Annotated in this window: 24 protein-coding genes; 16 read left to right on the forward strand and 8 right to left on the reverse strand. The window is 45.2% G+C overall.

The window, feature by feature from the left end; all coding sequences use genetic code 11:
• Positions 1 to 46 precede the first annotated feature (46 nt).
• The 6 genes from ACYX4M_RS07445 (at position 47) to ACYX4M_RS07470 (ending at position 9399) form a co-directional block, all read left to right on the forward strand.
• Complete coding sequence (locus ACYX4M_RS07445; protein WP_476082498.1) at positions 47 to 3607, forward strand: hypothetical protein; 3561 nt, start codon at positions 47 to 49, stop codon at positions 3605 to 3607.
• Between the two features lie 112 nt (positions 3608 to 3719).
• Positions 3720 to 4346 (forward strand): transcriptional repressor LexA, encoded by a 627-nt coding sequence (lexA, locus tag ACYX4M_RS07450; protein WP_474803480.1) that lies wholly within the window; start codon positions 3720 to 3722, stop codon positions 4344 to 4346.
• A 594-nt stretch (positions 4347 to 4940) separates the two neighbouring features.
• Positions 4941 to 6104 carry a cytochrome c oxidase subunit II gene (gene coxB, locus ACYX4M_RS07455; RefSeq protein ID WP_476082499.1) on the forward strand — a complete coding sequence of 388 codons (1164 nt, stop codon included), beginning with the start codon at positions 4941 to 4943 and terminating at the stop codon, positions 6102 to 6104.
• A 10-nt stretch (positions 6105 to 6114) separates the two neighbouring features.
• Positions 6115 to 7743, forward strand: a complete 1629-nt coding sequence (ctaD, locus tag ACYX4M_RS07460; RefSeq protein WP_476082500.1) for a cytochrome c oxidase subunit I — start codon at positions 6115 to 6117, stop codon at positions 7741 to 7743.
• 151 nt (positions 7744 to 7894) lie between these two features.
• Entirely contained in the window at positions 7895 to 8482 is a 588-nt protein-coding gene (locus tag ACYX4M_RS07465) for a cytochrome c oxidase assembly protein (protein WP_476082501.1), read from the forward strand.
• Positions 8483 to 8505: 23 nt separating this feature from the next.
• A complete protein-coding gene (locus ACYX4M_RS07470; protein ID WP_334059764.1) occupies positions 8506 to 9399 on the forward strand; it encodes a cytochrome c oxidase subunit 3 in 894 nt (297 codons plus the stop codon).
• Between the two features lie 16 nt (positions 9400 to 9415).
• On the opposite strand, the gene ACYX4M_RS07475 is transcribed toward ACYX4M_RS07470, so the two are convergent.
• Complete coding sequence (locus ACYX4M_RS07475) at positions 9416 to 9625, reverse strand: DUF2909 domain-containing protein (protein ID WP_334059763.1); 210 nt, start codon at positions 9623 to 9625, stop codon at positions 9416 to 9418.
• Positions 9626 to 9670: 45 nt separating this feature from the next.
• On the opposite strand from ACYX4M_RS07475, the gene ACYX4M_RS07480 reads away from it, so the two are divergent.
• Genes ACYX4M_RS07480 through ACYX4M_RS07505 form a run of 6 tightly spaced genes read left to right on the forward strand, consistent with a single transcriptional unit; the run spans position 9671 to position 14309 of the window.
• Complete coding sequence (locus tag ACYX4M_RS07480) at positions 9671 to 10375, forward strand: SURF1 family protein (RefSeq protein WP_476082502.1); 705 nt, start codon at positions 9671 to 9673, stop codon at positions 10373 to 10375.
• Positions 10368 to 10907 carry a hypothetical protein gene (locus ACYX4M_RS07485; RefSeq protein WP_334059761.1) on the forward strand — a complete coding sequence of 180 codons (540 nt, stop codon included), beginning with the start codon at positions 10368 to 10370 and terminating at the stop codon, positions 10905 to 10907. The genes ACYX4M_RS07480 and ACYX4M_RS07485 overlap by 8 nt, the downstream gene beginning before the upstream one ends.
• Before the next feature lie 5 nt (positions 10908 to 10912).
• Positions 10913 to 12169, forward strand: a complete 1257-nt coding sequence (locus ACYX4M_RS07490) for a COX15/CtaA family protein (protein ID WP_476082503.1) — start codon at positions 10913 to 10915, stop codon at positions 12167 to 12169.
• Positions 12162 to 13079, forward strand: coding sequence for a heme o synthase (cyoE, locus tag ACYX4M_RS07495; protein WP_334059759.1), 918 nt, complete (start codon positions 12162 to 12164; stop codon positions 13077 to 13079). Before ACYX4M_RS07490 ends, cyoE begins: the two co-directional genes overlap by 8 nt.
• Positions 13076 to 13720: an SCO family protein gene (locus ACYX4M_RS07500; protein WP_476082504.1), complete on the forward strand. Its 645-nt coding sequence runs from the start codon at positions 13076 to 13078 to the stop codon at positions 13718 to 13720. The genes cyoE and ACYX4M_RS07500 overlap by 4 nt, the downstream gene beginning before the upstream one ends.
• Position 13721: 1 nt before the next feature.
• Positions 13722 to 14309 (forward strand): GNAT family N-acetyltransferase, encoded by a 588-nt coding sequence (locus ACYX4M_RS07505; protein WP_476082505.1) that lies wholly within the window; start codon positions 13722 to 13724, stop codon positions 14307 to 14309.
• A 92-nt stretch (positions 14310 to 14401) separates the two neighbouring features.
• On the opposite strand, the gene ACYX4M_RS07510 is transcribed toward ACYX4M_RS07505, so the two are convergent.
• Positions 14402 to 15628 carry a polysaccharide deacetylase family protein gene (locus ACYX4M_RS07510; RefSeq protein ID WP_476082506.1) on the reverse strand — a complete coding sequence of 409 codons (1227 nt, stop codon included), beginning with the start codon at positions 15626 to 15628 and terminating at the stop codon, positions 14402 to 14404.
• A gap of 122 nt (positions 15629 to 15750) precedes the next feature.
• Between ACYX4M_RS07510 and ACYX4M_RS07515 the strand changes: the two genes are divergently transcribed.
• A complete protein-coding gene (locus ACYX4M_RS07515) occupies positions 15751 to 17097 on the forward strand; it encodes an MATE family efflux transporter (protein ID WP_476082507.1) in 1347 nt (448 codons plus the stop codon).
• A 54-nt stretch (positions 17098 to 17151) separates the two neighbouring features.
• Here the strand turns inward: ACYX4M_RS07515 and ACYX4M_RS07520 are convergent, their stop codons facing one another.
• From ACYX4M_RS07520 to nfuA, 5 genes are all read right to left on the reverse strand, one after another.
• A complete protein-coding gene (locus ACYX4M_RS07520; RefSeq protein WP_476082508.1) occupies positions 17152 to 17838 on the reverse strand; it encodes a class I SAM-dependent methyltransferase in 687 nt (228 codons plus the stop codon).
• A gap of 191 nt (positions 17839 to 18029) precedes the next feature.
• Positions 18030 to 18413: a VOC family protein gene (locus tag ACYX4M_RS07525; protein ID WP_476082509.1), complete on the reverse strand. Its 384-nt coding sequence runs from the start codon at positions 18411 to 18413 to the stop codon at positions 18030 to 18032.
• 73 nt (positions 18414 to 18486) lie between these two features.
• On the reverse strand, positions 18487 to 19194 hold the full coding sequence (locus ACYX4M_RS07530) for an aspartate/glutamate racemase family protein (protein WP_476082510.1): 708 nt from the start codon (positions 19192 to 19194) through the stop codon (positions 18487 to 18489).
• A gap of 204 nt (positions 19195 to 19398) precedes the next feature.
• Complete coding sequence (locus tag ACYX4M_RS07535) at positions 19399 to 19629, reverse strand: hypothetical protein (protein ID WP_476082511.1); 231 nt, start codon at positions 19627 to 19629, stop codon at positions 19399 to 19401.
• A 45-nt stretch (positions 19630 to 19674) separates the two neighbouring features.
• A complete protein-coding gene (gene nfuA / locus ACYX4M_RS07540; protein WP_474803514.1) occupies positions 19675 to 20253 on the reverse strand; it encodes a Fe-S biogenesis protein NfuA in 579 nt (192 codons plus the stop codon).
• A 161-nt stretch (positions 20254 to 20414) separates the two neighbouring features.
• On the opposite strand from nfuA, the gene ACYX4M_RS07545 reads away from it, so the two are divergent.
• Positions 20415 to 23072, forward strand: coding sequence for a M14 family zinc carboxypeptidase (locus ACYX4M_RS07545; RefSeq protein WP_476082512.1), 2658 nt, complete (start codon positions 20415 to 20417; stop codon positions 23070 to 23072).
• Between the two features lie 66 nt (positions 23073 to 23138).
• On the opposite strand, the gene ACYX4M_RS07550 is transcribed toward ACYX4M_RS07545, so the two are convergent.
• The gene (locus ACYX4M_RS07550; RefSeq protein ID WP_476082513.1) at positions 23139 to 23852 is read right to left on the reverse strand and encodes a ComF family protein; all 714 of its coding nucleotides are present in this window, start codon (positions 23850 to 23852) and stop codon (positions 23139 to 23141) included.
• 99 nt (positions 23853 to 23951) lie between these two features.
• Between ACYX4M_RS07550 and bioH the strand changes: the two genes are divergently transcribed.
• Positions 23952 to 24761 (forward strand): pimeloyl-ACP methyl ester esterase BioH, encoded by an 810-nt coding sequence (gene bioH / locus ACYX4M_RS07555; RefSeq protein WP_476082514.1) that lies wholly within the window; start codon positions 23952 to 23954, stop codon positions 24759 to 24761.
• Between the two features lie 175 nt (positions 24762 to 24936).
• The gene (locus tag ACYX4M_RS07560) at positions 24937 to 25254 is read left to right on the forward strand and encodes a hypothetical protein (protein WP_474803522.1); all 318 of its coding nucleotides are present in this window, start codon (positions 24937 to 24939) and stop codon (positions 25252 to 25254) included.
• Positions 25255 to 25268 lie beyond the last annotated feature (14 nt).

Consider the following 25268-nt stretch of genomic DNA (forward strand, 5'->3'; position numbering starts at 1 on the left):
TTTGACTAATGAAAAGCCATCATGCCTTACAAATCAGGGACGACACATGAACTCTTCGCGCTTGGGTTTTTCTGGCCTTTTTTCTGTTATAGCTCTAACGGCTTGTGGTGGCGGAGGAGGGGCTGACTCGTCTCCTAACCCAACACCTGCTCCTCCTCCTGAGCCTACCGCGTTAGAAATTCTGTCGAATCCATTAGACTACTCTACTGCACAACTAGATTCTGCAGCTAAGAACTACGCTGACAATGGTTATACGGGCGCAACAAAAGTGGCAACAGTCGATCTTAGTACTGTGCAAAACGTCTATGTGGCACTTTTCGGTGAAGATATCACGAGTTCACCTTATTTAGATCTGTTCGAGGTATCTGAGTTTGTAGATGCCAACGGCAATATTGAGGGTGTCACACCGTGTTCGGATTCAGGCTCTATTTCTTACTCTGGAAATCTGAATCTGGAAACGGGTATAGGGACAATAGTTGTCGATTATGACCAATGCCTTCACTACTACCTAAATGCGTATCACGACGGCCAACTTTCAGTCGCTATTACTAAATCAGACGACGACAACTTTGAGGCCACCTCGTATTTCACGAGTCTTTCGGTAGGAAGAGGTAGCCAACGCGTAACGCTAAAAGGGCTAATGAAAGCTGATTTAAGCTACGACTCACGCACGGGTTATTACAACGAAGAATACACACAATATCTGACTGCTACATTTAACGGCGAGACCTACAAAATAAACGCTACCTCTTTTGACGGTATGAGAAGTATTAGTTACTCCTCTGAATTTGAGGGGACAATACATATCGGCTCTAAAGGTAAACTAGAGTTTTCTTACTTGTCTGAGGAAGGAGGGCTACCTTATGCTTACCAAGGTTCCCTTGTCGTAAAGGGCGATAAAACGGCAGGCATAGATTTAATGCAGGGCGCGGTTCGCTATGGTGAAGATTCCGACGGTGATGATACCTATGATATTGGCGTGTTTTTCAGCAGTATCGAGACCTTTGCAAGCAGTAATATCGCGAATATTGTCCTATCCGATATAGAAACCATTTCAGCACCTCCCGTTGCAGGTGAACCTTATTACTTTGCTTATGACCCTGTTTACACGTCTGACGATATAACCGTTGATGAGGGGTATTATTACGACTCTGATACGCCTGAACCTGATTTGTCAATATCCTACCGTTGGTATATTAACAACGTTGTTCTAGAGGGCGTTAGCGGAAGCACATTGCCTGCATACAACGCGGTGTTCGGTGATGAACTTAAAGTAACTATGGTTGTGTCCGACGGTGTAAACGTTGTTGAGTCGCAACCATTATTTATTACTATCAGTGACTCCCCAATGACACTTGTCGTTTCCAATATGCCTGAATCGGTAGCTGCTGGTGGTTACGTCGAGTTCACTGTGAGCATGACGGACCCCGATAAAATTAATAATGACTCTGCAGGGCAGCTTGTATCAGCGCCTGAAGGCGTAACCCTCGATGACGAAGGCTTATTGACTTGGCAGGTACCTGAGAGTCAGTTGTTCAACGAGCAAACGTATATTTTTAATTTTGCTAGCTTAGATGGCGAGGAGAATTTACAAACCCTAGAGATCAAGGCTTACGCAAATAAAGCCCCAGCCTACGCACGCGCAACGGCGATGACACCAATTTATAATCACGGATTTGCAGTCGCTTCATCTGATGGTGTAAAAGAGCTTGTATCAATTAATGAGCGAAGTGTGGGTACTTTTTCGTTAGAGGGAAATTCGCTCAAAAATACCTACGTATATCCCTATAAACTGCCCACTAAAGGTGAAATTAGGGGCGTGCATTCCCAGGATGTTGACGGTGACAATAACGATGAGATCTACCTTCTTACACAACAGGGTATGTCTGTTATAAAAGACCGTGAAAGTAATGCCGAAGCGGTGTTCGTTGTAGAAGGAAGTATAGTTTCTGGATTGTTTTATGACGTTAATGGCGATGGGATTGATGAAGTCGCTTATTTATACGGTGATGACTATTATGATCCGAACGCGATTGTCATTGTTGATGTTCAAACGGGTGAACAGTTACAGCAGTATGATATCGACGGCGTAAATAATATTGCTTTTGGTAATGTAGATGATGACGCTTCGATAGAGATGGTAACGAACAACGGTTACGTATTTGACATTGATAGTGGTACCAACCAATGGCTGTATGGCAGCGGGTTTAGCAACATGTTTGTTGTGGTGGGCGATATGAGTAACGATGGTGTCGATGAAATCATCGGTGCTGATAGTTGGAACCATATCTCAATTTACTCAGCAGTATCGAAAAACAGTTTAGCCACGCTGGAACATCCAGACATTTGCGATATAGCCTACACCAATGAAAGCTCCGCTGCTAAAGGGCTCGTGGTGGTATCCGAATGTCAGTGGGGACAGGTGAAAGGCTTTGTATTCGATGCGGGTCAAATTTCTGAGCAGTGGGCTATCGCTCACAACACGTACAGTGCTATGTCACTTCTTATCGATGATTTAGATAACGACAATGTGCCCGATATCATTTGGACTGGTGACAACCAAGTTTTAGTCGCACAGCAGAACGCTAGCGGTGAGTACGCATTGACAGATATTGAAAGTGCGCCGCGCGCTTATACATATCACGCTGCAGGCTGGGCTCACTACGGTGACAATGACGAAAGAGCTGTCTTTGTCAGTGACACAAGCAATTACGATTCATCTATTCAAATTCTATCAGTAAACAAAGACGATGAGTTTGCGATAAGTGGCGAAGTTGGTGAAGACGCCTATAACTACAGCAAGCCGGTCGTTACAGATTACAATAATGACGGTGTGGGTGAGTTATTAATAGGGGCGCTGGACTATAATTCGTCGTTCAATGTGGTGAGACTTTCGGATAATTCTGTTCAGTGGACACTGAGTCAAAATCACAACAGTCAAATATCATTTATTGAAGCACTAGATGTGAATAACGACAGTTACGCTGATGCAGTTGTCGTGGAAAACGATCGACTTAAAGCGTTTGATATTGAAAATCAGGTGCTAATTGACGCGATAAACAACGACTTTTCAATCAACGCGCTGGCTGTTTCAGAAAGTAATGGAGTGCATTATTTTGCTGTCGGGGGGTATCGTTCGTTCAAGCTCTATAAAATGCAGGACGGTGAGTTCGTTGAGTTAAATGAGTTGGAAACTACTTGCGATCAACTGCTCACAGTAAATTTTGATAGCGATAGTGACCTTGAGTTTGTGTGTCTGGATAGAGATTATTCAACTATCAATGTGTATGACGTGACAAGCGAAGCGTTAGCATTGAAAGAGACTATAGCGCTGTCTTTTTACCCTCAGAAGATAGCAGCTATACCAACGACATCGTCTAACCAGTCGATCCTCGCCATCCATCAGCCAGATGATTACGACTATTCGTATGATTACTATGACAGCATCGGGTACCAAGTAGTTGAGATTGATAATAAAGGGCATACGGTATGGCACAGTCCATTATTGGGGCTGCAAAACGTTGATGGTATGCGTACCCGCCAAAACAGCGATGGAGAGTTGGAGCTACAAATAGGTAACTCGGACATGGCCCTTCTGGCAAAATAAGGATACTGCACTTGTCGCAGACTCATGCGTGTAGCAAAAGACGCGGCAAGTGCTTGTTATTTGTTTTTAGGTGTATATACTTACAGGAACTGTATGAACAGACAGGTCTTTTATGCGCCCACTCACAGCTCGACAAACTGAAGTTTTAGAACTTATTAAAACAACCATGCAAGAAACGGGAATGCCGCCTACACGTGCGGAAATTGCTCGTCAACTTGGTTTTCGTTCTGCCAATGCAGCAGAAGAACATTTGAAAGCATTGGCGCGTAAGGGCGTAATTGAAATTTTACCTGGTACCTCCCGTGGTATTAAGCTCAATATCCCCCTTGAGGATACAGCACCAGAAGAAGAAGGTTTGCCTCTAATCGGGCGCGTAGCGGCTGGTGAGCCAATTTTGGCGCAAGAACATGTAGAATCGCACTACAAAGTCGATCCTGCTTTGTTTCAGCCTCAGGCAGACTTTTTGCTTCGCGTAAACGGCATGAGTATGAAGGACATCGGTATCTTAGATGGTGATCTCCTCGCGGTGCATCGCACGACTGATGTCCACAATGGTCAGGTCGTTGTGGCGCGGGTGGATGAAGACGTTACGGTTAAGCGTTTAGAGAAACGCGGTCGTGAAGTGTTACTCCATGCCGAAAATGAAGAGTTTTCGCCAATTAAAGTAGATCTTGCAAGCGAGCCTTTTGCTATAGAAGGTATTGCCGTGGGTGTCATAAGAAACGCCGACTGGATGTAAGGTTTTAACATCTTCAGCGAAAAGCGGCGCCCTAGCCGCTTTTTTAATGCCTTTTGTTGCCATATTTATGCTAGTTTTCTCAAGTTAGCAGCGCGCAATACCTCGTATAATCATGACCTCAAGTATAAATATTAAGCAGCACGCAAAAGCCATTCTGCCTATGAATGAATTTTTAGGTATGCATTCATTATTTGAAAATTTGTTTGAAAATTTGTTTGAAAATAAATATCGATAGCGCGTTACTCGTTGATTTTTCGCTCAAATGATTGCTCGTAAACTCACATGCGTTGTTCAAAATGCGCGTTTGATTTTACCCCGTCTCAACAGCTACCAATTTACTCCTTTATTCAAAACGTAACGTTAGGCTGCCATTGCAAATGATTAAAAATTGAACATTTCGTTAAATTTTTAACAGAAAAGACTAGACGGCACGGAATTATTGCGCAATTCTTAGACAAAGATTAACAAAATAATAACAATGGCTCTAAATTTGTTTTACAAGTTGAGGTTATGGGTCAATCGTTCGCAAACCATTTGGTAGGGCATCGCGCAAAAATATCAGCGTTTTTGGTCTTGCTATTACGGAGGTGCTGAGTGAAACAACTAACGACCGTTTTCGCAAAATGGTGTTCAACTATACCGTTTTTGCTTTTTTCTCCTTTGCTTCTTGCCCAAGAAGTCAGTGAAGAGGCTTCTTCACTTAATCTAAGACGCGGTGCCACCGACATCAGCGGGCAGGTTTACGACCTGCATATGCTGATGTTCTTTATATGCGTAGGGATTGCGGTTGTAGTGTTTGGGGTTATGTTTGCCTCAATGTATCTGCATCGGAAGTCTCGTGGTGCTAAGCCGGCTAACTTTCACGAAAACGTGAAGGTTGAAATTGCGTGGACCGTTGTTCCTTTTCTTATTCTAATCTTTATGGCTGTGCCTGCGGCGAACACCCTTATTGCAATGGAAGACACATCTGAGCCAGATATGACTGTGCTAGTAACAGGCTCACAGTGGAAGTGGCACTACAAGTATATGGACAGCGACGTAGAGTTTTATTCTCTGCTTGCTACTCAACGCGAGCAAATAGAGAACAAGTTTCAAAAAACAGATAACTACCTGTTGGAAGTTGACCGCCCATTGGTTATCCCTACTGGAAAAAAAGTACGCTTTCTTATCACTTCAGATGACGTTATTCACTCTTGGTGGGTACCTGACTTTGCTGTGAAAAAAGATGCCAACCCCGGCTTTATTAACGAGTCTTGGGCTAAGGTCAACGAGCCAGGCATTTATCGGGGGCAATGCGCTGAGCTATGCGGAAAAGACCATGGTTACATGCCAGTCGTGGTTATCGCTAAAGAACCCGCTGAGTTTGATAAATGGATGGGCGAACAAGAAGAAATTGTTCGTCAAGCCAAAGAAGAAGAGCAGCGTCTACTTTCTATGAATATGTCTATGGACGAATTAATGAAAGAAGGCGAGCGCGTTTATAACGCTACGTGTGCAGCCTGTCATATGCCAAATGGTGAGGGCTTACCAGGTGTATTCCCAGCACTTAAAGGCAGCAAGATGGCGTTAGAAGATCAACAAGGTCACATCGACATTGTCCTACATGGTAAGTCGGGTACGGCTATGCAGGCGTTTAGCAAAATGCTTAGCCTTAAAGAAATTGCAGCGGTAGTCACTTACGAACGCAATGCGTGGGGTAATAACACGGGCGATATGGTTCAGGCCAAAGACGTCAATGCAGTGGCAAACGGAAACTAGGAGCAGAAAAATGAGCAAAGCAACTGAAGTTATTTCGCCAGATACCTCTGCGCCTCACAGTGGTCACCTACATGATGACCATGAGCACCACGATCATATTCCCAAAGGAATAACGCGCTGGCTGTTTACTACTAATCACAAAGACATTGGCACACTCTACCTGTGGTTTGCCTTTATTATGTTTTTAGTTGGCGGTGCAATGGCCATGGTGATCCGCGCTGAATTGTTTCAGCCCGGCCTACAAATTGTTGAACCAAATTTCTTTAATCAAATGACTACGGTGCATGGGCTTATCATGGTTTTTGGTGCCGTAATGCCCGCTTTTACGGGGCTAGCAAACTGGCTTATCCCGATGATGATTGGGGCTCCAGATATGGCGTTGCCGCGGATGAATAACTGGAGCTTCTGGATTTTACCTGGCGCTTTTTTAATTCTGCTTAGCTCGCTATTTATGGAAGGTGGTGGCCCTGCCTTCGGGTGGACTTTCTACGCGCCGCTTTCAACAACCTATAGTGGCGATTCCACCGCGCTGTTCGTGTTCTCGGTTCACATTATGGGTATTTCCTCCATTATGGGCGCGATTAACGTGATTGTGACTATTTTCAATATGCGTGCGCCGGGTATGACCTGGATGAAAATGCCGCTATTTGTGTGGACGTGGCTTATCACCGCATTCTTGCTTATTGCCGTTATGCCCGTACTTGCCGGTGCGGTAACCATGGTATTAACGGATAAGTTCTTCGGAACGAGTTTCTTTGATGCTGCAGGTGGCGGCGACCCAGTTATGTTCCAGCACATTTTTTGGTTCTTTGGGCATCCTGAAGTGTACATCATGATTTTGCCTGCTTTCGGCATTATCTCGCAAATTGTTCCTACCTTTTCCAGAAAGCAGCTATTTGGCTATGCGTCTATGGTGTACGCCACAGCGTCTATCGCACTGCTTTCATTTGTGGTGTGGGCTCACCACATGTTTACCACGGGCATGCCGGTGTACATGGAGATGTTCTTTATGTTTGCCACCATGCTTATCTCGGTTCCTACTGGGGTTAAGGTGTTTAACTGGGTAGCAACCATGTGGCGTGGTTCACTAAGCTTTGAAATGCCAATGATGTTTGCTATTGCCTTTATTGTTCTGTTTACCATTGGTGGCTTATCAGGGTTAATGCTGGCGATAACACCTGTGGATTTCCAATATCATGACACCTACTTTGTTGTGGCTCACTTCCACTACGTTCTGGTAACTGGGGCAGTCTTTTCAATTATGGCGGCCGTGTATTACTGGTTGCCTAAATGGACAGGCAAAATGTACGACACTACCTTGGCTAAATGGCATTTCTGGTGCTCCTTGATATCGGTAAATGTCTTGTTTTTCCCTATGCACTTTGTTGGTTTAGCAGGTATGCCACGTCGTATTCCTGACTATGCATTACAGTTCGCTGATTTCAATAAATGGATAAGCTTGGGTGGTTTTGCTTTCGGCTTATCTCAGCTGATCTTTCTTGCCCTGCTTATCAAGGCGTGCAAAAAGCAAGGTGAAGCAGTATCGGCGCAAGTTTGGGATGGCGCTGAAGGGTTGGAATGGGAAATTCCATCACCTGCGCCTTACCACACGTTTGAAACACCACCTGTCGTGAAGTAACGGTAGGTGGCGTTTGTGAATTAGCCATTCTTGTAAAGTGCTAAAAAGCAGCGGTAAGGATGGCATTCACATAGTGCTGACAGTGGAGTAAATAAGCGGTTATACAAGCGTTTAACAAGCTTCACTAGTGAAGTTACCCGGAGGTTGCGTAATGTCACAGCAAAATGCAAATAACAAGATGGTTATCAAGCTTGTTGCTATTGTCATTGGCATGTTTGGCTTTGGCTTCGCCTTGGTCCCCTTGTATGACGTATTTTGTGACGTAGCGGGAATTAATGGCAAAACTGAGAACACGGCAGCAGTTTACCAATCAGTTGAGATTGATGAGTCACGTGAAGTGACCGTAGAGTTTATCACTCGCACCAATACTGGAATGCCATGGGAGTTTCGCGCCGAAACTAAGCGTGTGAAGGTGCACCCTGGCGAGCTTAACACGGTATCGTTTTATGTGAGAAACCCTGCATCAAGTAACATCGTTGCTCAAGCGATACCTTCTGTATCCCCCGGCACAGCGGCGCTCTACTTAAACAAGACAGAGTGCTTTTGCTTCAATCAACAGCCATTAGAGGCGGGAAGTGAGGCCTACATGCCCATGCAGTTCTACGTCGACCCGCAGCTACCCGAAGATATAACATTTTTTACCTTGCAGTACACACTCTATGACGTCACAGCGCGAGCCAGTGACCTAACGACAACACCGAATCCCTTTATGGCTTCAACCCCATCAACTGGTGAATAAGCAGAAGGGATAAGGAGAAGAAAATGCAAACCGAAGTACAGAATCACGAATACCAAAAATACTATGTACCCGCACAAAGCCCATGGCCCATCGTAGGCGCCGTGGCGCTGTTTCTTATCGCCGTTGGCGCAGGCAATTATGTGGTGCAGGCAACTAGAGGTGAAACCGGTTATGGAGGACATATCCTCTTGGCAGGAATAGCCGTGCTGCTAGTTATGCTAGTGGGCTGGTTTAAAAACCAAATTGATGAGTCTATGGCCGGGCTTTACAGCGACCAGCTAGGCCGTTCCTATCGACAAGGGATGAGCTGGTTTATTTTCTCTGAAGTGATGTTTTTCGCCGCGTTTTTCGGTGCGCTCTACTACGCAAGGTTTATTTCGGTTCCGTGGCTGGGTGGGGCTTCAAACAATGCTATGACCAATGAAGTCTTGTGGCCGACTTTTGAAGCCATGTGGCCGCTGGTATCAACGCCAGGAGGCATTACCACGCAAGAAATGAGCGCTGCTGGGCTACCGACTATCAATACAATTATTCTGCTCATTTCATCTATTACTTTGCACTTCGCCCATGTGGGGTTAGAGCAAAACAAGCGCAAGCAATTAACGCTAATGCTGGGTGTCACTATTTTACTTGGGTGTGGGTTTTTGTTCTTGCAGGTAGAGGAGTATATACATGCTTATCGCGATCTAGGGCTTACGCTTCAGTCAGGCATTTACGGTAACACCTTCTTTATGCTGACCGGGTTTCACGGCATGCATGTGACTCTTGGAACCATCATTTTAATTGTACTGTTTTTTAGAGTATTAAAAGGTCACTTTACGCCAGAAAACCACTTCGCCTTCCAGGCGGGAAGCTGGTACTGGCACTTCGTAGATGTTGTGTGGGTCATGCTCTACATCTTTGTTTACGTCCTTTAGATATAAAGCCTCAAACTCAATACGGTCTTGGGTTTGGGGTAATTAAGCCCGTACCAATAGCGATAAGAATGATAACTACGATGATGGCTGAAGTGAGCACACGTCGACCAATATACTTACTCATTGGCCCCTTAGAAGTGTCGTTTTTGATCATGATGCGCATCGCCATGAACAAATTCACAATCATGTACAGCACCAAAGCAATAAGGATTATTTTTATCAGCATACTTACCTCTGTTTTTATTCTCATTATGCAGGGTGCGAGATAATCATGTCCTCTCACACTCGCCATATTATTCCTTGGTTACTTACGGGCTTTAGTGTGGCGATTATGTGCGGTTTAGGCTACTGGCAACTAGATCGCATGGTCCAAAAGCAACAACGTTTAGCTAGCATAGCGCAAAAGCAAAGTAATGGAACCTTGAGTTTAGAAGAGGCACTGATTCACACTGATCCAAGAGATATCACCGTTTCTTTCAGTGGTTCATTAGATGCAAATCACATATTGCTTTTAGATAACCAGGTACAAAACCAGCGTGTAGGGTTTGACGTAATAGCGCCTGTGTACACCAATGCCGGATGGCTTTTAGTGAACTTCGGTTGGGTGCCCGCGCCAGATTTAACTCGCACTTTACCGGATATAAACTTTACCAGCGAACTACGCGATTTTACCGGCGTCATCAGTGTGCCGGGAAATAACCCTTTAGTTAAAGAAACTAATATGGCCTTGTCCCAAAGCCCCGCGCTTGTTCAGCACATCGAATTCCCTGTATTAAACGACGCTTTAGATCGTAAATTTTTACCTTTTATTCTTCAACTTACTACGCCTGACTCTGCGTTTATTCGCGAACACCAGGCCGTTGTAATGTCTCCAGAAAAGCACCTTGGTTATGCTGTCCAGTGGTTTGGTTTAGCCATTGCCGCAGCGGCAATTGGTGGTTTTGCAATTAGCAAGAAAGGACGTAGTTATGAGTAACACTGCTTCGAAAAAAACATTAATTATTATGGTAGCTGTGTTTGTTTTGCCCGTCGTTATGGCAAAGCTTGCACTTGACAACGATTGGTTCACCAAAGGTGCTACTAATAAAGGTCAGTTGCTAGCGCCAACTATCGACATGAGTGCACTTTTAAAAGATGCAAAGCCCAAATGGCGTCTGCTTTATGTCATGCCTAATGAGTGTGATGCAGTGTGCGAAAACGCACTCTTTAGCATTAACCAAGTGTGGCTCGCGTTGGGTAAAGAGTCTGACCGAGCCCAAGCGGTGGTCGTTACTACAGCTTCAAGCGATCAAGGGGCGGTAGCCGCCTTAGCGGACTATCCTTTCGTAGAAACTTTGCCCGTGACCACAGCTACCGAACTTGCCTCTAGCAGTGTCTATATCGTCGATACCCAAAATAACGCTATGCTTTTTTACGAGATCAAAGACGATAGAAAAGACGCCGTGATGGAAAGCCGCAACATGCTGGCAGACATGAGAAAGCTATTAAAGCTATCACGCATAGGATAAACGCTATGAAAAAGTTAACCCTATTCAGTATATTTCTAGCGGCTGTTGTTATTATATTAGGTGCCTATACACGATTGACCGATGCAGGGTTAGGCTGCCCCGATTGGCCTGGGTGCTACGGTAATTTAACTGTGCCTTTAAGTGAAGAAAAGGTGGCACAAGCCAATGCCGCCTACCCTGAGCGTCCAGTTGAAGCATTTAAGGCGTGGAATGAAATGATTCACCGCTACTTTGCAGGAACGCTGGGGCTATGTGTGCTAGCTATTGCGGTTATCGCCTTTCGGCAGCGCGATAAAGGGACGCCCCTTAAGCTGCCGCTTTTACTTTTGGGGCTCATAATATTTCAGGCCGCCCTAGGTATGTGGACAGTGACGCTCAACCTGCTTCCCGTTGTCGTAATGGGGCATTTATTGGGTGGTTTCTCTGTGCTTTCTTGCTTGTTTATTCTTTACTTGCGTTTGCGCGAGAGCGCCAACGATGAACTTGGGCACAAAGAGCGCTCCACTGTGTCAGCGTTACATGGCAATGACGCTGGCGATTCAACACAGGCAAAGACATTTCAGCGAAACCTTAAATTCTTTGCTTTTATTGGGCTTGGCATACTTGTTACGCAGATTGCGCTGGGAGGCTGGACTTCCGCAAATTATGCAGCCTTAGCTTGTACCGAAATGCCGGTTTGTGAAAGCGGGTGGCAGGACAGAATCGATATCGCAGGTGCATTCAGCGTGCCTGACGCAGACAACTATGAATTTGGCGCTCACGATTACGGCGAGCGGGTCACTATGCATATAGTGCACAGGTTTGGCGCAGTGATTACGTTTTTATACTTGTTAGCACTTGGTATAAACGCGTTAGTTAGCCGTTCCGCCACAAATAAACAAAAGTATGTGAGCGCATTTATGTTGGTTGTGCTGTGTACTCAAGTGGCTTTGGGGCTTAGTAACGTTGCTTTTATGCTGCCACTGGCTGTCGCCGTCATGCATAACGCGGTTGCAGCAGTATTGCTCCTATCCTTGCTAAACCTTATTTTTACCGTTTTCCGAATTCTGGAAAACGATCAGGCTTTCGATTTAGAGAAGCAAGGTAACGCGCCATTCTCGGTGTCTAAATCGCTGCAAGGCGCTTTTAGAAACCAGCAAGCTAGTAATACACCACTACACGAATCTGAATACGCATCTTTACGCGACTCTTATCAAGATCCTATGAGCGGGTCTACGTCCTCGCACATTCTTCCTAAAGCCCCAGGAGGTTTCCATGGCTAAATCGGTCTCTTTACATGCACGTACTTCCCGTCAACACGATACAGTAACGTGGCGCGATTATTACGAAATGACAAAGCCAAACGTGGTTATGTTGCTGTTGTTAACTGCGCTGGTGGGCATGTGTTTAGCCACGCCTACATGGGTAAATGCAACCGTACTCATCTGCGGCCTATTGGGTATTGGTATGTTATCCGCATCTGCAGCTGTAATTAATCACGTTGTCGACCACAAAATAGATAGCGTCATGGCGCGTACGTTTAATCGGCCTGTCGCCAAAGGCAAAGTCAGTGTGAACAATGCTCTTTGGTTTGCCGGTATTTTAGGTGTTATAGGGTTTGTGGTATTGGCTTTATTTGTAAATATGCTCACCGCTTGGTTGACCTTAGCGAGCTTAGTTGGGTATGCGTTTATCTATACTATGTATTTAAAGCGCGCTACGCCTCAGAATATTGTGATCGGTGGTTTGGCAGGTGCAGCACCGCCACTTTTAGGCTGGACGGCGGTAACCGGGGAAATACATGCCCATGCACTACTCTTGGTACTAATTATTTTTACTTGGACCCCGCCCCATTTTTGGGCCCTAGCCATCCATAGAGAAAAAGACTATGCCAAAGCGAAGGTGCCTATGCTGCCGGTAACACACGGTGTTTCATTTACGAAGACGTCAGTATTGTTATATACAGTGTTACTAGGGCTTGTGTGCTTGCTTCCCTACCTTACAGGTATGAGCGACCTCATTTATTTAATTGGCTCAAGCGTGCTTAATATTGGATTTTTATATTATGCATTAAAGCTAAAATTTGATGCTCAGCCTCAAACGGCAATGAAAACTTTTAGGTTCTCTATTATTCATCTCATGGTATTGTTTGTAGTATTACTCTTAGATCACTACATTCCATTGAGTTTATGAACCAACGAACTACTGTCGGTCTTATTGCATTTTTAGCGTTATGTGCAGGCATTGTAGGGGCGCTTTATATCGCGCCGCCAAGCGTTGATAGTCAGCCTGAGTACTTTCAAACCTATCCTGAGCCAAGAGCATTATCACCTTTTGAGCTAACGTCACATGCAGGTGATGTATTCGATAACGCCTCGCTTAAAGGACAGTGGAGTTTAGTATTTGTAGGCTATACATTTTGCCCGGATATTTGCCCAACAACTATGGCCGAGCTAAGCGGAATATACCCTGAACTAAAAGCGTTAAATACTGTCGAACCAATACAAGTTGTATTCGTATCCGTTGATCCGAATCGCGATTCAATAGAAAGACTTTCAGAGTATGTAAGCTATTTTAATGAGGAGTTCATTGCGGTTACTGGAGAGCATAAAATGCTATTCCCGTTCGTACGTAATTTAGGGATGATGTATGCTATTGCTGAAAGTACCGATAACCCCAACTATTTAGTTGATCACAGTGCATCTGTTGTACTTGTCGACCCTGAAGCTAGGGTGATAGGAAGGTTCAAACCAAAAAGAGAGCCAGGAAAGCTATCGATAAGTGATTCTCAGCAAATATTGGCAGATATGCCGATAATTACCTCGAAGCAGTAGTATGGAAATAGAAATTAGGCAAGGTGTGGCATCTGATGCCGCGCAAACTACGCCGCTCATATTGAACGCGGCACAGTCATTATTAACGTCTATTTTTGGACATAATAAAAATAAAACGGCCGATGGTTATCTCTCTCATGCTTGGGAATTGGGTGGCGGTCAGTATGGCTTCAATAATCATTGGGTGGCATGCAGTGGAGATGAAGTGTTAGGCGTGGTGACTGCCTGGCATAGTAAACTAGGTGCAGCGTTTGATAGGGCAACCCTAGACAGTATAACGTCATACTTTACGCTTGATGAAGCTATGACAGTACTCATGCGTAACCAAACAGTAGCGGTGAACCTTACGCCCCCCACCAATACAGAGCTTATGATTGGTCATCTCTCGGTAGAAGAGAGTGCTCGCCGTACGGGGGTAGGCTCAATGTTGATAGACGCGATGCACGAACGAGCGAAAAAGTTAAATAAACGTAAGCTTGTGCTTGATGTTGAAGTATCAAACGTGTCTGCCATTCGTTTTTATCAACACCACGAGTTTGAAGAAGAGTCGATAAATAAAGGCTTTATACGCTTTGCCCGCAAAGTGTAGGTAAACGTTTTCTTATATAAGCGCGAGTTCATTGATGAGAACTCGCGCGAGCCCCACATCAGACTAATTCCGATTCAACATTTCCAATTTGCTTAGTCAGGATAATTGCCACTTTCATCTGCTACAAAAAAAGGCACAGAGTACCAATAATAGCGACCAGCTTGTGTATTGGATGGTGCTGTGCAGTTCACCCGTGAGCGACCTACGGGAAGCGTCTTATTTAAGGCGAATGTAAGCACCTTACCTTCAAGATTAGTCTCGATGGTATCGCCCCCGAAAAAACAATTAACCTGAGAAAGGCGCACATCTTTACTGTCTATCGTCAAGCTTATTGGTGAAGACAAGGTACGTGTCGTCATGCGAGGGTTTTCATGTGAACTGTGTGTTACTGGCATTGCCAGACTGTTTAGTTTGGTTTTAAGCGTTGCTAGATTAGCGTAAGGGCCTGCTGCTGGAAACCGTGGAAGGGCCTGCATGTCGCTGGTTGGGCCTACAGCCCCAGAGTGTTGGCCGAACCCAATATAACCTTCAGTTTCGAGCTTATTGGCTAGCGCTGTATTGTATTCCCCAAAGGGGTACGCTAAATATTTAAGGCTCATATTTAGCTTGGCTTCTATCTTCTTTTCAGCACTTTCTACGTTTTCCCACACTTTTTCCAGCCATGCGGGCTCGCCCATCGCTTGCTCACCGTTTAGCATGTGAAGATGATCTAGCGTGTGGTTGGCAAAAGCAACACCATCGTTATGCATTGCCGTCACTTGCTCCCATGTCAGTTGCTTCGGGCCTACGCCAATTTCATCAGGGTTGATAAAAACCGTGTACGGGAAGCCCAAGTCTGCCAGTATTGGGTGAGCATTGTGTAAGATATTCGCGTAACCATCGTCAAAGGTGATTGCTACTGCTTTCTCTGGCAGTGTTTTGTTGTGTTGTATAGCTGAAACAACGTCTTGAAGCGACACCACGGTGTGATGTGCATCCAAGTATTCCAAATGAGATTTAAATGCCTCAGGTGAAATACTGGTACTCGCTGGTGTAGATGAAGACACATGGTGATAAAGCAAGATTGCGGCGTTGGGCGCGGTGTTTATACTCGTCTTGCTAATTTCATCGCCCTGTTCTTTCGTATTGGATGCTCTACTCACGGCAGAATATTCGCCCGAATCTGATGCAAAGCTAGACGCGCTCAACAATACACTGCAAATGCCCATCAACATTAAGGATAAAAGTTTCAAACCCGTGGATTGCTTTGTTCTTTTTTGAAGTAGATTGTTGTTTTTCATATCTTCATCCACTGAATATCTGATTAAATTAAATAGCATGGTAAACTCCCAAGAAGTAAAACTTAACTTTCTATTTATGCAGATAAACGAGTTCACCTCTCACTGACGCCGCTGCATAGCCTATTAGTATATAGCGAAACCAACCTCTACTGAGATCATTTATGTCCCGTGTCCAAGTAAGCCAGCGCTCCTTTTTTGACGACCATACCCGTCTGTTGGCGTTAGCGCTTCCTATGATCCTAGCGAATGTTACCACGCCTATACTAGGTCTAGTGGATACCGCAGTTTTAGGGCACATGTCCTTACCTGCTATGCTAGCAGGCGCTTCAGTAGGCGCACTTATTTTAACGCAAATATACTGGGTATGCGGGTTTCTTCGCATGTCCTCAACGGGCTTAAGTGCACAAGCGAAAGGCTCGCCCAATAATAAGTTAGAATCTTCCAAAGTATTGTGGCAAACGGTGGCCGTGGCTTTGTTGTTAGGTGCAGCCGTACTGGCTCTTCAGTCCCCTATTCTTTCTATAGGATTAACCTTAACTCAACCTAATGACGAAGTAGCCCTGCACCTTCAAAGCTACTTTTCTGTGCGCGTATGGGGCGCGCCTGCTGCAATGCTTAACCTTGCGTTAGTAGGGTGGCTAGTGGGGCAGCAAAAAACGCGCAGCGTAATGACTATTCAAGTTGTGGGAAATTTACTGAACGCTGCACTTGATGTGGTATTTGTATTTGCTCTGCATATGTCAGTAGCTGGCGTGGCATTAGCCAGTGTGATAGCTGAATATACTATGGCTATAATGGCGCTTATTGTGGCATTTAAACACGTTGGCGGTGTTGCGGTTAGTGCGTCTTGGTTTAATCGGGCGGCCCGCAAGGTGCTAATGAAGTTAAACGGCGATATGTTACTACGTAATCTTGCACTGCAAGGCTGCCTAGCATTCCTCACTATCCAAGGGGCCCGCTACGGTGAAACGTCGGCGGCAGTCAACGCTATACTTATGCAGTTCTTTGTTTTAATTGCATTGGGGCTTGATGGCATTGCCTACGGTGTTGAAGCACTGGTGGGGGAAGCTAAAGGGGCGTCTGACAGCGGTGAAATAAAGCGACGCACCTATCAAGGGCTAGCCTGGTCGAGCGTTTTTGCTCTTATTTATAGCCTGATATTTTTCGCAGGTGGTGAGACTATTATTACGTTGCTTACTGAGCATGGTGACATTGTAGACGCTGCGCTACCTTATCTTAGTCTAATGGTGTTACTTCCTTTATTAGCCCACTGGTGCTTTTTATACGACGGCGTGTTTGTTGGTCTTACCCGAGCAAGCGCGATGAGAAATACCATGATAATAAGTGCGTTAGGTGTGTATTTCCCTATTTGGTACCTTACGCAAGACCAAGGTAACGTTAGCTTGTGGTATGCTTTACTTGCCTTTTTACTTGCTCGCGGCGTGACATTGGCTTGGAGTTTTTATCGATTAGATAAGTGTAGTGAGTTAGCCCCATCAAAAAGCTAATTCCACCGCGCTTTTATTTAGCGCTTATTTACCTGAATTTTGCCCAGCCTTCCTCTACTCAACACGCTTTTGCACAATGATAATGGTGTGAAGCTCTGGGTGTTGGTCGAACTCAATATGACGAACAAAGCATCCCGCATCCATTAATAATGCTATGTATCCATGCAGCCCGAGAGAGGCATAATAAACTTCAGGGCCCATCACTTTGTTTGTGTGCTCTCCACTTTCTGTTGTGCCCCCACAGCTAAAAAGTAACACGCCATCGTCGACTAAGTGATCCACCAGCTTTTTTAGCAAAGGTGCTTGTTGCGCTAAGGGAATATGCCAAAAGCTATCCCATGCACTAATGAACGAATAGTGCTTAGTTAATGTGAATGTGCAAACGTCGGCGCAATAGAAGGTGTGGGCAGGTAACTGCGACTTAGCTATAGCCAGCATATCGTTAGAAACATCGATGCCTTCGTACGTTAGCCCATTACTTTCGATAATGGGAACAAAGCGGTTTGTACAGCCGCAACCAATGTCTAGTGCGTAGCCGTATTCCTGTGTTTTTCTTTCACTGTGCGCATCTCCCTCATTAGGCGCTCTACTATACACTCTATCCTGCTCTGGTTGTGGGGTGTGTGGCAGAAATGACAGGGCTTTTTGATAGGCAGCTATGCCATTTTTTTGATTAAACTCGGGTCGAGTCCAGCGGTGAGTAATGGTGTCGTAGGCCTTGCCAGTTTCTTCAGGAGTCATATGCTTTCTGTTAGCTGAACTTTTGCTTCTTTAAGGTTAATTCATCTAGCCTAAATGTATAGTGGGAAGTGTATACAGGGAGGAAAGACGCTACCTGCCTTGGTCATAAACTGCCAACAGATAACGCCTATACTTTTTCACATCATTTCAACCTATTTGGCCGCTCAACATAAAATCAGGTACGATGCGTTTTATTTTCTTACTATGTGCGTAGCGCAGAGTTTATTACCTGAAGGATCTCGCAGGTAAGCGAGGTATAATTGGCGTTCGCTATTTCCCCGGATGCCTGGTGGGTCTTCACATGGAACTCCCCCATTCTCGCTTCCAACTTTATGCCATTCATCTACGATGTCCGGTGTACGGGCTGCAAGACCAAAGGTTGTTCCATTACCGTGTGTCGCTTCCTCGCCATTAATCGGCTTAGTTAGGGCTAAAATACCTTTGGGCGTGTAGTAAAACACGCGGCCATATTCATCAAAAACGCCTGGCTCGTAACCCAATACCCCTAAAATAGCGTCATAGAATTTCTTAGACGCCTCAAGGTCGTTTGCACCTAACATCACGTGGCTAAACATAGTTGTGTCCTCTGAAATAGTAGGGGTAACCCCTTTTATCAAATTAGGTTATTCGTGCCCTGCTTTAGTGTCTTTATTGCGCTAAAGCGAAGTTCACCGCAGCTGAAGCATGGATAGCTGTAGTGTCGTATAACCTAATCTTGGTATGCTGTTGTTGCACTAATAACGCAATTTCTGTGCAGCCTAGAATAACGCCTTCAGCACCCTCAGCCGCTAGCGCGTTAATTACTTCAATATACGCCTCACGAGATTCAACACAAATCACGCCCTTGCATAATTGTTCATAAATAATGTTATGAATTGTGTCTCGTTGTTGTGCATTTGGAATAACAACCTCAATATCAAAAGCCTCTTCAAGACGGGATGTATAAAAGGTTTGCTCCATGGTAAATCGCGTACCCAGCAGCCCGACCTTTTTAACTCTGTTTTGCTGCAATACACGGCCCGTGGCGTCGGCAATGTGAATAAGTGGAATGGTAATATTTTGCTCGATACGAGCGGCCACTTTGTGCATGGTATTGGTACAAATTAATATTGCTTTTGCACCTGCTGCCTCTAAATGCTTTGCCTCATGAATTAAAATGTCGGCAGTTTTATCCCATTCACCTTTATGTTGAAGCTGCTCTATGTAAGCGAAATCAACGCTGCTTATTAGCATGGGGGCACTGTGCAGGCCGCCAAGCTGTGCGTTGACGCCGCGATTTATAGCTTGGTAATAACTGACCGTAGACTCCCAACTCATACCGCCAAGCAGACCTAGCTTCTTTAGTTTGTTTTCCACGATTTGGCTTCCTTTTTCAAACACTAAGCACAAACGCTAAGTTACCGACAAAATGCGTCCGCGACTAGTGGTAGGAAGTTGGCAAGTCATACAAAAAACAAATTATAACGATGTTATGTTTTGGTGGCCTAAACAGGTGCCCTTGCGCTTCGTGAATATTTTAATACTAAAAAGTGGCTGGTATTAAGTAGATAAGTTCAATGACTAGAACTTAGGCGGCGGCTTCTTATTTTTGATGAACGAGAAACGCTGAATGAAAATGCCCCAGTAACCTAACATGGCAATAGCAAAGCCAAGAAATAGCACTAAAAGGCTTAGGTAACGCAGCGCAACATGAAGTTCGCTAAGGGTAAACAACATCAAGACGCCGACAACGAAAATAGATAAGCCTATTTTGAATCGTTGCCAGCTCTTGAGTGGATCTTGCGTCAGCATAAGGGCAGCATTGTAATGTGCACCTAAATAAGCGCAGTATTGCGCTTAGTAGTAAGAGTGCTCACCGGCTTGGTGTTCAGTTGCATCGCGCACGCCTTTAAGCTCGCCAGCGAACTGTTCAATCATTTGCTTCTCTATACCTTCTTTAAGCGTAACGTCTACCATTGAGCAGCCATTACAGCCACCGCCGAATTGAAGAATAGCGTAGCCATCATCAGTTAACTCGGTAAGTACAACATTACCTCCGTGGCTGGCTAGCTGCGGGTTGATTTCTGATTCGATCATGTAGTTGATCCGCTCAACCAAAGGGGCATCGTCAGCCACTTTACGGGCTTTAGCATTTGGCGCTTTAAGCGTTAATTGAGACCCCATTTGATCGGTAACATAGTCAATCTCCGCTTCATCAAGGTACGGCGCACTTTCTTCGTCCACCACGGCATCAAAACCGTTAAACGGAAGGCGAGTATCCGTCTCTTCCACAGCATCTGGCGGACAATAGGACACGCCACACTCAGCTGACGAGGTGCCTGGGTTTACGACGAATACACGAATATTCGTGCCAGACTCTTGTTTACTCAACAGTTTTACGAAGTGAGCCTGGGCTTCTTCTGATATAGTTATCATCAGCAAGTCCTACATATTTTGAAAATTTGGATTATTGTATCAAATTTACCTGAGTAAAACAGTCAGGTATTAATCAAATAAATTATTCCAGTGAATCGAATTTGTTAAGAGCGACGTACTTCGGTATTACTCTCAACCATAACAACAAGACGGGAAGCGCTATGTTAGCGAAACTTAAAAACTCCGCCAAAAATAACCCATTATCACTTACAGTATTGTTGGCGCTTGGCACCATCGTCTTTGGGGCGACAACCAGCCAGCAAGCATTGGCACAGCCAGCCTTATCATCAGTGGTTACGATTACCCCTGATACAGGCGGGCAGCCAGTTACAGCTTACTTACCAAATACTGTATCCTACAACCCAGCTATTCCTACGCCTGAGTCTGTACTTGGCGTCAACATTGGTGAGTGGCATGTACGCCACGACCAAGTCGTAAATTATATGCAGCTTCTTGCCGAGAAGTCTGACCGCATCACTATCGAAGAAACCGGTCGTACCCACGAAAATCGCCCGCTTTTGTTGATGACAATCACCGCACCTTCAAATAGAAACAATGTTGAAGCCATGAGGCAGCAGCATATTGATGCCATGGAAAGTGGCAAAAAAGTAGGTAGCGACGCGCCCTTGATTTTTTATATGGGTTACAGTATTCACGGTAACGAGCCTTCCGGTACCAATGCCTCCCTTGCGCTGGCGTATTACTTAGCCGCCGCTGAAGGTGAAGAAATCGATGCCTTGTTGAACAACAATATTGTGCTGTTTGATCCATCTTTCAACCCCGATGGGCTTTCTCGTTTTGCTCAGTGGGCGAATATGCACAAAGGCAAGCAGTTAGTTTCTGACAGCCGCCACCGTGAACATGACGAGGGGTGGCCGTCGGGCAGAACAAATCACTACTGGTTCGATTTAAATCGTGACTGGCTATTGCTGGCGCATCCTGAGTCGCAGGCGCGTATTAAACAGTTTCACAAATGGCGGCCACATATTCTGACCGATTTTCATGAAATGGGCACAGACAGTACCTATTTCTTTCAGCCCGGCGTACGCTCGCGCAAAAACCCTTTAACGCCAGACGAGAACGTCACCTTAACCGAAGCGCTTGCGAATTATCACGCGGCTGCATTTGATGAACAGGGCGAGCTGTATTTCACCGAAGAAGCATTCGATGATTTCTACGCTGGTAAAGGATCTACTTACCCGGATTTACACGGTAGCGTTGGTATTCTGTTTGAACAGGCCAGTTCACGAGGACACCTTCAAGACTCTATAAACGGCAAGCTTGCTTTCAAAGACACCATAGCGAACCAAATTACCACGTCTCTCAGTACCTTTAGGGGCGCATTGGCAAATAAGGCTGCAATACTTGATTACCAATCGGGCTTTGTGAAGAGTACGCAGTCTTTAGCTAAGCAAGATGCACAGGCTGGATTTGTGGTAAGTGCGTCGAATGATACCGCTCGTTTTAACGCGTTTATCGCATTACTAGAGCAGCATCACATCGAATATGAAGTGCTTACAGAGAACTTCGACGCGAACAAGATTAGCTACAAGGCTGGGAAGGCAATATTTATCCCTACTAACCAACCCCAATACCGTCTAGTAAAGTCAATTTTTTCTACGCAAACCTCATTTGAAAATAACACCTTCTATGACGTTTCAACGTGGAATTTGGCTCTGGCCTTTAACTTAGATTACGCGCCTTTAGACAAAGGCGATGTGCGAAGCCTTACGCTAAGTGACAGTACTTCTTTGGCACAAATAGCACTTAATGATATTCATGAAGACGCTTATGCCTATGCGTTTTCATGGCAGCATTACTATGCGCCTGCCATGCTTCAAACCTTGCTGGAAGCCGGTGTGAAAGTGCGCAGTAGTGAAAAAGCGTTTTCCGCTATTAAATACGATGGCAAAAATGTTGACCTTCAGCCCGGTAGTATCGTGGTGCCTAAAGGTTTGGGGCAGCCCGAAAACTTAGTAGCCATTTTGAGCAAAGCGCAGCAACAACTGCAAGTACCTGTGTTTAGCTTGCGCAGTGGGTTAACGCCAACAGGTAATGATTTAGGTAGCCGGAGTATGGCGCCCGTGGGCTTACCGCAGGTATTAATTGTAGGTGGTGAAGGGACAAGTGAATACGAAGTGGGAGAAATGTGGCACTACTTCGATACAAAAGTCGGCTTGTCTGCAAGCATCGTAGAGCAACAACATTTACTACGTGCGCTTAATGACCCTAGCATTGCATACACTCACATTCTATTTCCAAGTGGTCGCTATAGCTTTACAGAGAATGACAGAGCAAGAATTGAAGACTGGGTGAAAGCCGGTGGCGTGATCGTAGGCCAAAAATCTGCACTGCGTTACTTTACTAAACACAAGTGGCTAGATGCGGAGGTTGTCAGTAGAGAGACCATAGATAATGCTTTTGATGAAAGCGACTTAAGCTACGAAGATGGTTCCTCGCTCTATGCTAAAAAGCTTGTGGCAGGTGCTGTATTTGAAGCCGATATTGATAATACTCATCCGCTTTTTTACGGCTACAGCGATGACACGCTACCTATGTTTAAAACGAACAATATGATCGTTGAAGCAAGTAGTTCGCCGTTCGTCACGCCAGCACGCTACACCGACGAGCCGCTCATGGCAGGGTTTAGCGATAAAAGAATGGTTGCGCTAATGGCTGAATCAACCGCGGTGACGACGCAGAAGATGGGGCGTGGTGTGGTGATTGGTTTTACCGACAATACGCAATTTAGAGGTTACTGGTACGGCACGAACAAAATGCTAGCTAATGCCATTTACCAGTCGCATTTTATCCGTTAAATCAGTTTATGAGGCGCGGTGCATGCCGCGCCTAACAGCGCATCTTTCTATATTCCTTTTTAAACTTTACGCCTTTAGCAATAAGCTGCTTTTAGGTGGCGGCGTAAATACCGCTGCCCACACTTGAACCTGTATATTTGGGTAGCGCTGCTTAAGTCTTTTACTTAGTGTGTTTACGGTCACACCCGTAGTAAGCACGTCATCCACAATCGCAACGGTGAAATCGCTGCCATCTTTATTACTTTGCGCTGCCGCTATTTCGCCATCAATACACTGCTTAGATAAATTAAATACACGGTTTGCGTTCTCTGCTCTGGCTAGCTTGGATAAGTGGTGCTGCACACTAAAGCCTTTGCGGCTAGCCCACGCTTGGTTAATGGGTATACCTAATTCGCGGCTTAAGCTTTCACACAAAAGCGTAGCTTGGTTGTAGTGGCGCTTTGCAAGCCTCCATGCACTAATTGGAACCGGAAGCAGTACATCTGGCACTGATAGAGTGCACTGTCGCTTTTTATGGACAAACCAGTTACTTAATACTTTCCCTGCAGTCAGTGAATGCGTAAACTTTAACTGGTGAACCAGCGATGACATGGGCCATGTGTGGAGACCCAGCACGGATAGTGCGTCGTAGTGGCTATGCTTGACGTGGCCCGCCACAGGGCCGTATTGAAGTAGGTTACTCCCATGTAATGGGGCTTCGAAAAAAAACATGTCATCTTCACACCAGTGACATACTGGCGTAGGACTTGCCTGATAACATAGCAAGCATGAAAGGTTCATAGTGTTGATTCCATCAACTTCCTTGAATTGTCGAACGTCGACCTGTTTTCATCATTTCGTGTTTTTTCAAAAAGCACGTGTCTGCCTAAGGAGGTGTAAATGGAAATTTTGCATACAAACGGCGAGCTTGTCACCCGTACTCAGGGTACAGGCGTAGATGTAGTATTTCTTCATGGGTGGGGTATGAACAGCGGGGCGTTCACATCTTTTATTCCATATCTTAGTGATAATTTTCGCGTTACTACCATTGACCTTCCTGGGTTTGGCGAAAACGCAGGAATCGTGCCCTCACCTTACAATGTAGAATCACTTGCTCAAGCTGTTGTAGATAAACTGCCAGAGCAGTGTGTCTTGGTCGGGTGGTCATTAGGGGGATTAGTAGCCCAAAAGCTCGCGTTATTAGCACCAGAAAAGCTTACTGGACTGGTTATTATTGCCTCAACGCCTCGTTTTATAGCCGGACCATGCTGGCCGGGCATTGCGGGTGACTTACTTACTATGTTTGAAACGCAGCTGGAGAAGAATTACCAAAAAACACTGGAACGATTTTTGGCAATTCAGGCTATGGGCAGTGAAACGGCTAAGCAAGATATTAAGTCAATTAGAGAGCAGGTTACACAGTTTCCAGAACCTGCAGAGGAAGCGCTTAAAAAAGGGCTACGAATACTCTCTACAGAGGACATGCGACAAGATGTAGGGCGAATAACTACGCCTACATTACGATTGTATGGCAGGTTAGACAGTTTGGTGCCTACCAGTGGAATAGATCGTATATGTGAGTTGCACCCACAGGCAGATACTGTTGTTCTTCCTCATGCCTCCCATGCACCGTTTATTTCACATCCTCAGCAAACCGCCGATATTCTATTTCGTTTTGCAGCAGGTATTTACCAACAGAAAGCGTCTTGAACTAACGCCTCAACAGGCTTCAAACCTATCTAAATTGGTGGTTTGAAGCTTTTTCTTTCGTTACAGCCAAATAAAAGTCGCCAGCTAACAATAAGTTAATGTCAGTGCCTGATACACGTCTTTCCATTTGTGTGAAATTGGTCAATAATTACACATGAGAGGTTAGAGGTAGTGTATGACAAGTGTTGATGGTTTAGGTGTAGGCTCTGCATTTGCAGCGGCTCAATATGGATTACAAAGTGCAAGCGATGGCGTATCGCAGGCAGCGGCAAATATTGCTCAGCGCACAGCTGAAGATGCTATTGCACCCGCTCAACCTACAGTGGCTAGCAGCGAAACAAACAACGCTTCTTCTAACTCAGCTTCTAGCACTACGCGTTTAACCGACGACTTAATTGCGCTTAATGTAAACGAGCGTAATGCCCAAGCTTCCGCCAAAGTTTTAGGGGTGGCCGACGAGATGCTTGGCACTATCATTGACGTATTGGCTTAGGTGGAGCTGCTACG

This window comes from Alteromonas sp. ABV4_150 (genome assembly GCF_056311745.1).